At 27.5% G+C, this 11905-nt stretch carries 11 protein-coding genes; 5 read left to right on the top strand and 6 right to left on the bottom strand.

Annotated elements, in window-relative coordinates; all coding sequences use genetic code 11:
* Positions 1-200 precede the first annotated feature (200 nt).
* Complete coding sequence (locus ACKU3H_RS05395) at positions 201-1982, bottom strand: LTA synthase family protein (RefSeq protein WP_320035951.1); 1782 nt, start codon at positions 1980-1982, stop codon at positions 201-203.
* Positions 1983-2071: 89 nt separating this feature from the next.
* Positions 2072-2620 (bottom strand): septum formation inhibitor Maf, encoded by a 549-nt coding sequence (maf, locus tag ACKU3H_RS05400; RefSeq protein WP_320035952.1) that lies wholly within the window; start codon positions 2618-2620, stop codon positions 2072-2074.
* 76 nt (positions 2621-2696) lie between these two features.
* Here maf and ACKU3H_RS05405 point away from each other — a divergent pair, with 76 nt between their 5' ends.
* Together ACKU3H_RS05405 and ACKU3H_RS05410 are read left to right on the top strand one after the other, a co-directional pair.
* Positions 2697-3977 carry a tellurium resistance protein TerC gene (locus ACKU3H_RS05405; protein WP_320036466.1) on the top strand — a complete coding sequence of 427 codons (1281 nt, stop codon included), beginning with the start codon at positions 2697-2699 and terminating at the stop codon, positions 3975-3977.
* Between the two features lies 1 nt (position 3978).
* The gene (locus ACKU3H_RS05410) at positions 3979-4905 is read left to right on the top strand and encodes a transporter (RefSeq protein ID WP_320035953.1); all 927 of its coding nucleotides are present in this window, start codon (positions 3979-3981) and stop codon (positions 4903-4905) included.
* On the opposite strand, the gene ACKU3H_RS05415 is transcribed toward ACKU3H_RS05410, so the two are convergent.
* Both ACKU3H_RS05415 and ACKU3H_RS05420 read right to left on the bottom strand, forming a co-directional pair.
* A complete protein-coding gene (locus tag ACKU3H_RS05415; protein WP_320035954.1) occupies positions 4902-5504 on the bottom strand; it encodes an NlpC/P60 family protein in 603 nt (200 codons plus the stop codon). The genes ACKU3H_RS05410 and ACKU3H_RS05415 overlap by 4 nt on opposite strands.
* Positions 5505-5520: 16 nt before the next feature.
* Entirely contained in the window at positions 5521-6018 is a 498-nt protein-coding gene (locus tag ACKU3H_RS05420) for an NlpC/P60 family protein (protein ID WP_320035955.1), read from the bottom strand.
* A gap of 88 nt (positions 6019-6106) precedes the next feature.
* Between ACKU3H_RS05420 and ACKU3H_RS05425 the strand changes: the two genes are divergently transcribed.
* Complete coding sequence (locus ACKU3H_RS05425; RefSeq protein ID WP_320035956.1) at positions 6107-6823, top strand: SIMPL domain-containing protein; 717 nt, start codon at positions 6107-6109, stop codon at positions 6821-6823.
* A gap of 30 nt (positions 6824-6853) precedes the next feature.
* Here the strand turns inward: ACKU3H_RS05425 and ACKU3H_RS05430 are convergent, their stop codons facing one another.
* Positions 6854-7333, bottom strand: coding sequence for a hypothetical protein (locus ACKU3H_RS05430; RefSeq protein WP_320035957.1), 480 nt, complete (start codon positions 7331-7333; stop codon positions 6854-6856).
* A 3-nt stretch (positions 7334-7336) separates the two neighbouring features.
* Positions 7337-9892 carry an alanine--tRNA ligase gene (alaS, locus tag ACKU3H_RS05435; protein ID WP_320035958.1) on the bottom strand — a complete coding sequence of 852 codons (2556 nt, stop codon included), beginning with the start codon at positions 9890-9892 and terminating at the stop codon, positions 7337-7339.
* Positions 9893-10031: 139 nt separating this feature from the next.
* Here alaS and trxA point away from each other — a divergent pair, with 139 nt between their 5' ends.
* Together trxA and ACKU3H_RS05445 are read left to right on the top strand one after the other, a co-directional pair.
* Positions 10032-10349 (top strand): thioredoxin, encoded by a 318-nt coding sequence (gene trxA, locus ACKU3H_RS05440; RefSeq protein ID WP_320035959.1) that lies wholly within the window; start codon positions 10032-10034, stop codon positions 10347-10349.
* A 148-nt stretch (positions 10350-10497) separates the two neighbouring features.
* Positions 10498-11904, top strand: coding sequence for a DASS family sodium-coupled anion symporter (locus tag ACKU3H_RS05445; RefSeq protein ID WP_320035960.1), 1407 nt, complete (start codon positions 10498-10500; stop codon positions 11902-11904).
* Position 11905 lies beyond the last annotated feature (1 nt).

Below are 11905 nucleotides of genomic sequence, written 5' to 3' on the forward strand. Positions count from 1 at the left end.
CAATTTCTAAAAATGAGATAAAAATTAGTAATAAAATCAAAAAATATATAAATGAGTCATGAAATATAGATTGAAAAAATCTATAATAAAAAGTACTATCTTGTTGAATTAGTATTGTGTTTATATAATAAGACTTTATAAGTATTATAAGTATAAAAATTTCTATATAAATTGAAAATAGAATAGTTTTTATCTTAAAATTAGTCAATATCACCCTTTCGTAATAATGAAAGAGGAAAACCTTTTCTTGTAATTAAATCACTATTTATTATATTATTATCTCTATTTCTTGTTCTTTCAAAATTAACTTTTGTTAAAATTTCTTTTTTCATATCTTTATCCAGTGCTTTTTCATCTATAATAGATGTTTTATCTCCGTTTAATGAGATATTGTAAGTTATATTTTTATTAAATACTGAATAAATAGATCTATTATCAACTCTTTTATGAAGAATATACTCAGGAGAAATTATAGAGTTATTCGTAAAAGCACCTTTCCATTTTGAAGTAAAAAAATTATTACCACTATAGTTTAAAATCATATTGTAGATGTCAATTTGTTGAAATTGTGAATCTATTTTTGCATTTTTTTTATCTAAACATAGTATCATTGGCACAGATGCTGTAGCTCTATATTCTCCTAGTGTTTCTTCAACTTTTTCTTTTAAAGGTATTGATGGATAATGATCTCCTACTATGATTAACATTCCATTATTTTTAAAAAAATTATCTTGCTTTAATTTATTATAAAAAAATGAAATTTGTCTATCAATATACTTAAAAGTTTCCTCTTCTGAATGTTTTTTGTTTTCTGGATTTATAAATGGGACATGAGAAGAAACAGTTTTTACAAATATAAAATAAGGATTATCTCTTTTTTTATTCATTCTTTTAATAACTCTTTCAAATAAATATTTATCGGAAGCTGCAAAGAAATGAAATCTTGGAAGGTTGTTATAGAAAGGATGATCACTTCCTTCAATATAATTAAATCCTATACTTTTTGCCCACGTTCCTGTATTTGAAAAACTTAAATCAGATGATGTTATAAATTCAGTATCATAATTCGAATTCTTTAATATATTTGGAATAGATGTTTTGACATTATAAAAACCATTAAAAGAGATATTATCATCTTTTGAAAAAAGTTGGGGAGGAACTATTGGAAGTTCTCCTGTTAATATTGATATTTCCGCATGTTCAGTTATGTATCCATTTGCATAAAAATTTTTAAAGTAAATATTCTCTTTTGCAATTTTATCTATTTCTGTAGTCCAATTATTGATTCCTGAAAATAAATTACTTTGATATGAAGATAGAGATTCAACCATTAAAACTACAATATTATGTTTTTTTGAATCTGAATTATGTATAAGTTCTTTTTTCTCATAATGAAGGTTATTTATAAAATTATCAGTATATTTTTTTTCTCTTGATAATAGCTCATAATTATATTCAAAAACATTTTTATATAACCAAGAGTGAATATAATTGTTATTATTAGCAGAAAGATAAGAAGTAAAAAATAAACAAATTATTATTATTGTTGAGATATGATAATGTTTTTTTATAGAAATATCTTTAAATAAATAGTAAAAAATTGTTATAATAAAAGCTATAATAAAAATTATCAAGTAAATATTTAAATTATAATATTGTGAAATATAATTTGGAAGATAGTTAATAAATTTAAATAAATCTTCTACTGTTAAATGTGTAGCAAATCTAACCCAAATTAATGAATCAATTAAATAAATTATAAATATAGTTATGCTTAAAAATCTTAAAAATATTTTTATGATAATATTTTTTGATATATATGATAAATATGTTAATAGTACTAAAAATAAATAAATTAAAGAGTCATGTAATATAGATTGTATTATTATAAATGTTTTTATATTTTGGAAGAGATTTACAATTACAAATAATTTTATTATTAGTGGAATAAGTGCTACAACAACTAAAAGTAATATATGCATAAATTAAAGTCTTTATAAAATAAATTTTTTTATTATAGTATTAATTTATTTAATAATTAATAAATATACTTTATTTAAAGTTAAATAATTTATATTAAATGATGAATTAATTTCTCTACACAAAGTCCCATTGCTGTGCTTTCAAAACCTTTTACATCTAAAATATATGGTTTACAAAAACCTTCAACCATAATTGCTCCGGCTTTTCCAAAACACTCTTTTGACTTAATATATTTTTCAATATCTTCTTCATCAAATTTTGCAAACCTATATGTTGTGATAGAGATGTCTATAACTTCTTTTTCTTTACTTTTATATATCATACACGTTATTACAGAGGTTTTATTTCCACTTTGAAGTTTTAACATCCTTCTTGCATCCTCTTCATCTTTTGCTTTTCTAAGAAGTTGGTTATTTGCTGTAACTACAGAATCAGCAACTAATAATGGCATATCTTCAACACCATATTTTTTTAGCAATTCATTATATTTTCCTAAAGTTGCTTGGTATACGAAAGATTTTGGATCTTTAGTTTTTATTGAATCCTCATCAAAATCTCCACCATTTTGAATAAAATCAATATTATTATTTCTAAGAATCAATGCTCTTGTTTGTGAATTTGAACCTAATCTAATCAAGTTGTCCCTTTTATAGTGTTTATTTATTTTACCAAAGGATGAGGTAAAATAGAATAAATTTATGTATAATTGCGAAATGAATATTTTGAATCTATCTGGCATAGCTATCTTTGCCTCATTTTTAATTACACTTATAAGTTATTTTTTTAAATATGATATTTTTATTTTTGCAGGACTATTTGCTTGGTTAGCTTTAATTTTATTATTTAGAAAAATTGGAAATTTAAAACTACTTTTATCTTTGATATTTTTATCAATCATAATTTTTATTTTTAGTTCTTATAGCAATTTTGTTATTGATTATAAAAAAGCTATATTAGTAAATCAATATATGTTAACACTTCTAATAGGAGTGGGATTTTTAAGATTGATAGCAACTCCTAAAAATGAAACATTAAAAGAGTTACCAAAAGGTGAACTATCTTTTATAAAAACATATTTAGGAGTGCATCTTTTTGGTTCAGTAATAAATATGTCTTCATTGATTTTGGTAGCAGATAAGCTTTATAAAAAATCAAAATTAACTAAACTTCAAGCAATTGTATTAACAAGAGCTTTTGCCACAGATGCATATTGGTCACCATTTTTTGTGGCTTTTGCAGCTGTATCTACATATTCTTCAGGTTTTAAAGCTGTTGAAGTTGTTTTTACAGGAGTTGTATTAGCAGTCCTGGCTTTTTTTGTTACATATTTTGAATTAAAAAAATCACATGATTTGAGTGAATTTCGTGGTTATCCTTTACAATTTGATACATTAACTTTACCTGTAATATTAGCTTTACTTGTACTTGTAACAAATCATTATTATCCAGAAATAAAAGTGATATTACTTATATCTTTATTTTCAATAGTTTTAACAAGTTTGATATTACCTTTTAAATTAGGTATTAAAAAAGCTATTAAAAGTTTAAATTTTCATGTAACAAATGAGTTACCAAAAATGAAAAATGAGATAGGACTTTTTCTAATAGCTGGGATGTTTGGAGTGAGTATTAGTACTTTACTTGTTGGTTTTCATATTGAATTCCCTTTTGAAAAGTTTGATGGTTTTAGTGCTTCTATTATTCTTTTAGTTCAAATATTATTATCTTTTGTTGGAATACATCCAATTATAACAATTGCAATAATAGGAAACTGGACTGGGGATATAAATCATACTTTATTAGCGATGACATTTTTAATGGCTTGGTCAACTTCAGTTTGTACCTCTCCTTTTAGTGGAGTAAATTTAACAATGCAAGCAAGATATGGACTTAATACTTTTGAAATCTTTAAAACAAATTTTCTTTATGCTTTAAAGATGTATATCATTTGTGTTATAATCCTTTTTCTTTTAGCCAATTACTTAGGAATTTAATTTGAAAATATTATTAATAATTTTAGGAAAAATCTTTCCTTTATACATAACTATACTTGCAGGATATCTTTTAACAAGATTTTTTAAAATAAAAAGGGAGCAAATTGCTTTCTTATTGGTTTATATTTTAGGTCCTGTAGTTATATTTTTTGCTGTTTTATCTATTGAGATAAATTTTCAATTGATATTTTTACCAGTTTTTATATTTTTATTTGGTACAACCATTGCTTTTTATATATTAGCAAAATATAAAAATGAATGGAAAGATGCTAGTGTAAATACTTTGGCTTTTACTTGTGGAACAGGAAACACAGGATATTTTGGTATCCCTTTAGCTATGATTTTATTAGAACCAAATGCAGCAAATATTTTTATCTTTGGAACTTTAGCTTCTTTATTATATGAAAATACTACAGGTTTTTTTGTAACTGCAAAAGGAAGCTTTACAGCAAGAGAATCTATAATGAAAATTTTAAAGTTGCCTTTACTTTATGCTTTTATTGCAGGAGTTACATTTAATATACTTGGATTTAGAACACCCGAATTTATTGTTCCATATTTTGAAAATTTTAAGTGGGCATATGGATTACTTGGGATGATGATGTTAGGAATGGGGATGAAAGGTTTTAATATCCATGAGGATTTTGATAAAAAGTATATAAAAATCTCTTATTTCTTTAAATTTATATTTTGGCCTGCAGTGGTTTTAGCAATTATTTTTGTGGATAAAACATTTATAAACTTTTTAAATGAAGAGATATATAAGGTTATGTTTTTATTCTCAATTGTACCTTTAGCTGGAAATACAGTAACTTTAGCAGTTTTACTAAAAGCAAAACCTGAAAAAGCTTCTTTTACTGTACTTATGTCAACTTTGATATCTGTAGTTTATATACCTGTTGTTTTAGCTTTATATGGTGGCTTTTAGTTAATCACTCTTTTAGAAGTCCAATATGCTTTTTTATAAAAGGGTTTATTTAGTTTTGTAACTTTTACCCCTTTTATTGAAGCATGCATAAATTCACCATTGCCAATATATACTCCAACATGTCTATCAATTCTTCCTGTTTTAAAAAAGACTAAATCCCCAAGTTTTAATTCACTTTTTTTAACAGTTGTCCCCACTTTTACTTGTGTTCTAGTTGTTCTTGGAATATCAAGTTGAAATTTTTCTTTAAAAATCTTTTGGGTAAAAGCGGAGCAGTCAATACCTTTTTTAGTATCTCCTCCAAATTTATATTTAACACCTTTCCACTCACTGTAAAACTCCATTAGAGCTTTTTCAATATAAGCTAATTGTTCCTCTTTCTCAAGATTTCTCTTAGGTTTTTGAAGAATCTTTTTATATTCATTATTGGAAACTATTGCTTTGTATTCAAGATTTGTAATTAAATTTTTATCTAAGTTTGGATTCTCTTCATGTATTGTATAATCGTTTTTGTCACTTAATACGAATTTTTGATTATTAAATACGCAACCTGTAATAGTTATAGATATTAGTATTATTAACAATAAGTTTTTTATCATAAATTATTTAGCCCTTTTAATGTAGTACTCTTTTTATTTTCCATAAATGTTTTGAATAATATGGATTATCTAATCTTGAGATAATAACCCCTTTTTTAGTGGATACGTGCATAAACTTGCCATTTTTTAAATATATTCCTACATGATTTGTTTTAAATCCTGTTTTAAAAAATATTAAATCTCCAGTTGCAAGGTTATCAATATCAACCTCTTTACCTAACTCTTTTTGAAGAATAGTTGTTCTTGGAATATTAACAAAAAGTTTGTCTTTATATGTTTTTTGAACAAAAGCAGAACAATCTATACCATTTTTTGAGTAGCCACCATATCTATATTTAACACCTTTCCAGTCTTTGTATTGTGTTAGTAAATTATTATAAATTTCGTTATAATCTAAATTATTTGAAAGCTTGTTGTTCTTACTGTAATCAATATCTGATATAGTTTTTGTACTACACCCTTGTAAGATTAAAATTAGTGTAAAAATAATAAACTTTAAAATAAAAAATTTCACAAGATACCTAAGATATGGAGTTTAAAACCTTTATTTTAACTTATATTTTCTTAAGTTCTTGAATTGGATAAAATTAAAGGATATAAAAATGTCAAAACTTAGTACAAAGTCTATATATTTTTTAGGAATATCTTTTTTATTTGGTATGGTTGCATTAGGGTATTTTTTAACAAAAAGTGTATCTTTATATAAGCAGTATGATAGAAGTGTTATAGTTAAAGGTTTATCTCAAAAAGAGTTTAAAGCAGATGTAGTTTTATGGCCAATAAAATTTGTTACTTTAGATTCTGATTTAGTAAAATTAAATAGAAAAGTTGATGAATACACAAACTTAATATTAAGTTTTCTTGAAAAAAATGGGATTAACAAAAATGAAATCACTATTCAAGCCCCTTCTATTACTGATAAACTTGCAAATGATTATTCAAATAAAAATTTTCAATATAGATATGTAGCTAATAGAGTTATTAATATATACTCAAAGGATGTGGATAAAATCAGAGAAAATATATCAAAATTAACCTCTTTGATAGATAAAGGAATAGTATTTAAATTTGATGATTATGATACAAGAGTGGAGTATATTTTTACAAAATTAAATGAAGTAAAACCAGGAATGATTGAAGAATCTACAAAAAAAGCAAGAGAAGTGGCTATAAAATTTGCAAAAGATTCAAATAGTAAATTAGGAAAAATCAAAAGAGCAAGACAGGGACAATTTTCAATTTCAAATAGGGATAAAAACACTCCATATATAAAAAAAGTTAGAGTTGTATCAACTATTGAATATTATTTGAGTGATTAAAATAGATATATCCAAAAAAGGATATATCTTTTAGAAACCTCTTAGTGTAATTCCTAAATAAATAGCAATAAGACCTAAAACAATATTTATAGGAATTAAATAATTTGCTATAGGTGTTAATTTAGCTTTTGCTACAGGAAACTGACCCTCATCAAAAGCTTTTTGTGCTTGTTTTCTTTTTATAAAAATTATAATAAAAACAACAGTCATAATAGTCCAAATAACCTCTTTAGCAATTACAAAATTATAAAGTGGTGTACCTTTAAAACCTAACGCTATTATCATAATAATAGCTGTTAAAAGTAAAAGTATAATTGAAGGGATAACCATATTAAAAAATCTTCTTAGATTTTCCAATGTTCTACCAAGTTTAATTTTAGGATCATCAATCTCTTGCATAGAGTAATGAACAGCAAGTCTAATTGCTATCATTCCTCCTACCCAAATAACTGCACTAAGAACATGTAGAAAAACTATAATAGAAGAAAAATTATTAAATAAAGTTTCCATTTTTTATATATTTTCCTTTACAAATTTTAAAGCTGCTTCTTTAGCTTCTTCAATCTTTGTAACATCTTTTCCACCTGCTTGGGCGAAGTCTGGTCTTCCACCACCTCCACCACCAACAATTGGTGCAATATTTTTAATCCAGTCTCCAGCTTTTACAGAAGTGTTTTTAGACCCAGCTACTAACATAACTTTATCACCTTTTGGTTGAATAAGTAAGATAGCAACTTTTTCATTTCCATTTTTATAATCATCAACTAGTTTTTTAATATCACCATTTTGAACTATATCAACTACAACTTTTATATCACCTATCATCTCTTCATTTATAGGTGTAGAAATAGAGTTTTGAGCCTCTTCTAACTCTTTTTTAAGTTCTTTAATTTGATCTTTTAGTTTTTTAATTCCTAAAATTGCATCACTATTTTTAACTTCTGCTTGAACTTCGTCCATTTTAGAGATAATATCTTTTGTATATCTAATTGCAGAAAGTCCACATACTGCTTCAATTCTTCTAACTCCTGCACTAACACCTGATTCTTTAGTTATATAAAAAGAACCAATGTCATGAGTATTTCTAACGTGAGTACCACCACAGAACTCTACAGATACATCTTCAAAACTAACTACTCTTACAACATCTCCGTATTTTTCACCGAACATTGCAATAGCACCTTTTTCTTTGGCTTCTTCAATAGGTAACTCTTCTATATTTCCAGAGATTCCCCTTACAATCATTGAATTAACTAAATCTTCAACCTCTTCAATCTCTTCTTTTGTCATAGCTTTAGGATATGTAAAGTCAAATCTTAATCTTGAAGAATCATTTAATGAACCAGCTTGAGATACTGTATCTCCAAGAACCATTTTAAGTGCACTTTGAAGTAAGTGAGTAGCACTATGATGTTTTGCAACTTCCCATCTATTCACAACAACTGCTGTGATTTTTTCACCTTTTGAAATATCTGAATTTTCTACTTCAACTTTTGATAGATTTAAACCATGAAATTTTTGAGTTTCTTTAACAATTGCAATATGTTCATTGTCTTCTAATGCTCCAACATCTCCCTCTTGACCACCACTTGTAGCATAAAATGGAGTTTTATCAAGCATTATCCAACCAGTTGTACCCTTTTCTAGTTTTTCAACTTCATTAAAACTTTCATCTAGTACAGCAATAATGCTACTTTTATAAGTTGTATTTTCATAACCTACAAATTCATTTATTCCATATTTTTCAATAAGTGCTTTAAAGTCTCCTTCTGTTGCACTGTCACCACTACCTTTCCATGCAGCTTTTGCTTTTGCTTTTTGTTCATCCATAAGTGAATCAAATTTTTCAACATCTACCTTAATATTTTTGTCTCTTAACATATCTTCTGTTAAGTCCAGTGGAAAACCTTTTTCATCATAAAGTTTAAATGCAATCTCACCAGAAAATAAATCTTTAGTATTTTTAAGCTCTTCATTAAATAAAGCCATACCAGATTCAATAGTTTTGAAGAATCTTTCTTCTTCTAAAGTCATTTGCTCTTTTACATATTTTTTTTGTTCTACAAGTTCTGTATAGTGTGAACCCATAATATCGCAAAGTGTATCATAAAGCTCAGCCATAAATGGTTTTCTAAAACCTAAAAGATAACCATGTCTTACAGCTCTTCTCATGATTCTTCTATTTACATAAGGTCTTCCTTCATTTCCAAAAAGGATACCTTGAGAAAGCATAAATGAGTTTGCTCTTAGGTGGTCTGCTATAACTCTAAATGAACCAATAGTTTCAGAATCTGCTTTTTTACCTGCTAGCTCTTCAAGTTTTTTAATAATAGGTTGGAAGTTTGATGAATCAAAGTTATTAAATACACCCTCTTTTATTGCCATAACTCTCTCAAGACCCATACCTGTATCAATTGAAGGTTTAGGAAGTGGATTTAGTGTACCATCTGCACTTCTTTCATATTGCATAAAAACTAAGTTCCAAATCTCTAAAAATCTATCACCTTCTCCACCCATTTTATCTTCAGGTCCGTTAAAGTGCTCTTCACCTTGGTCATAAAAAATTTCTGAACAAGGACCACATGCACCTGTATCTCCCATTGACCAGAAATTATCTTTATCTCCAAATCTCATAATTCTTGAAGTATCTACATATTTTGACCAGATTTCAAAAGCTTCATCATCACTATCATGAACTGTTACCCATAATTTGTCAATTGGTAATTCAAGATTAACTGTTACAAATTCCCACGCATAAGCAATTGCATCCTCTTTGAAATAATCCCCAAAAGAGAAATTACCTAACATCTCAAATAAAGTATGGTGACGCGCCGTGTAACCAACATTTTCTAAGTCATTATGTTTTCCACCCGCTCTAACACAAAGTTGGCAAGATGTAGCTCTTGGGTTTTCAGGTTTAGGAACTGCACCTGTAAATATATCTTTAAATTGAACCATTCCTGCATTTGTAAACATTAATGTAGGGTCATCTGGTACAAGTGGCATAGATGAAATAACCTCATGCCCCTTACTTTTAAAAAACTCTAAATACTCTTTTCTAATATCCATGTAAACTATCCATATTAAATTTCTGCCTATTCTAACAAAAAATTGATTTATGATAGATTAGGATAAGTAAAGATACAACTATATTTAAGGTTTAATAAGTATAATTTTGACTATGTACATTTAAAAAAAAGGAAAAAACATGGGTAAATATGTAGATTTAACTCCTGATAACTTCGAGCAAGTTACTAGTTCTGGTGTATCATTAGTCGATTTTTGGGCTCCATGGTGCGGACCTTGTAGAATGATTGCTCCAGTTATTGAAGAATTAGCTGAAGAATTTGAAGGTAAAGCTAATATTTGTAAGGTAAATACAGATGAGCAACAAGACTTAGCGGTTAAGTATGGAATTAGATCTATTCCAACTATTATTTTCATGAAAGATGGTGAAATTGTAGATCAAATGGTTGGTGCAGCATCAAAACAAGCTTTCGTAGACAAAATTAACTCTTTATTATAAGAATTATCGGAAGTTTATTAAAGGGATGAGATTTTTATCTCATCCCTTTTTTTTTACTTAAATTTTGAAATTAATAAAAATGTCACACTAAAGCCACTTAGTTGATTTATCATTTCATTATAAAAAGAATTTATAAAAAGGATATGTTATGAGCAATAATGTAAAAATGGCAATTCCAATAGTAATTGCGGTTGTTGTAGCACTTCTTCCTACACCTGAAGGTTTAGCTGTAAATGCACACTATTTCTTCGCAGTGTTTCTAGGAGTAATTGTTGGGCTTATTTTGGAGCCTATCCCACCAGCATTAATTGGTTTAGTTGGTGTTGCATTTTCTGCTACTTTTGGATTAGTTGGAGAAAGTGCGAAAGAAGCAAGAGATTGGGCCTTAAGTGGTTTCTCAAACGGTGTAATCTGGTTGATTTTTGCAGCATTTATGTTTGCATTAGGTTACAAAAAATCAGGTTTAGGAAAACGTATATCATTGATATTGGTTAAAAAACTTGGTAAAACAACTCTTGGTTTAGGGTATGCTGTAGCGTTTGCTGATGGTATTTTATCACCATTTATGCCTTCTAATACAGCAAGAAGTGCGGGGACTATTTTCCCTATTGCTATTAACATTCCACAAATGTTTAATTCATTACCAGATAATGAACCAAGAAAAATAGGTTCTTATATTTCATGGGTTGCAATTGCAGCTACTTGTGTAACTAGTTCAATGTTTTTAACTGCACTAGCACCAAACTTGCTAGCAGTTTCATTAGTTGAAAAAAATATTGGTGTTGCTATTGAGTGGGGAACTTGGTTTACTACTTTAGCGATGATTATGGTGCCTTTATTTTTAGCAGTACCATATTTAGCATATATTATTTATCCGCCAGAACAAAAATATTCTCCTGAAGCTCCAGCATGGGCAGCAGCTGAATTAGAAAAAATGGGTTCAATCTCTAAAAAAGAGATATTAATGTTATGCTTTGGTATCTTAGCTTTAGTTTTATGGATATTTGGAAAACAATTTGGAGTAAATGGTACAGTTGCAGCTATTGCAGTACTTTGTTTACTTGTGTTATTTAACGTAATATCTTGGGAAGATGTAATTACAAATAAAGGTGCAATCAATGTATTCATTTGGTTTGCTACTTTAGTTGCAATGGCAGCAGGGTTAAAAAAAGTTGGATATTTAAAATGGGCATCAGGTCTTATTTCAAGCTGGCTAGTTGGTCTTGATCCTGTGATGATAGGAATTATATTGGTAATATTATTCTTCTTATTCCACTATTTATTTGCAAGTGTAACTGCGCATGTTGTTGCTTTACTTCCTTTATTCTTAGGAATTGCAGCAAATCTATTACCAGTTGAGATGCTTCAACCAACTGCAATGTTACTTGTTGGTTCTTTAGGTCTTATGGGTATTATAACTCCATATGCTACAGGTCCTTCACCAATTTGGTATGGAGCTGGATATATATCTCAAGCAAAATGGTGGATGTTAGGTGGAATCTTCGGAGCTTTATTCTTAGCTGCCTTAGTTTTACTTGGATTTATTATTCTATAAA

Source organism: Halarcobacter sp., assembly GCF_963675975.1.
Lineage (GTDB): Bacteria > Campylobacterota > Campylobacteria > Campylobacterales > Arcobacteraceae > Halarcobacter.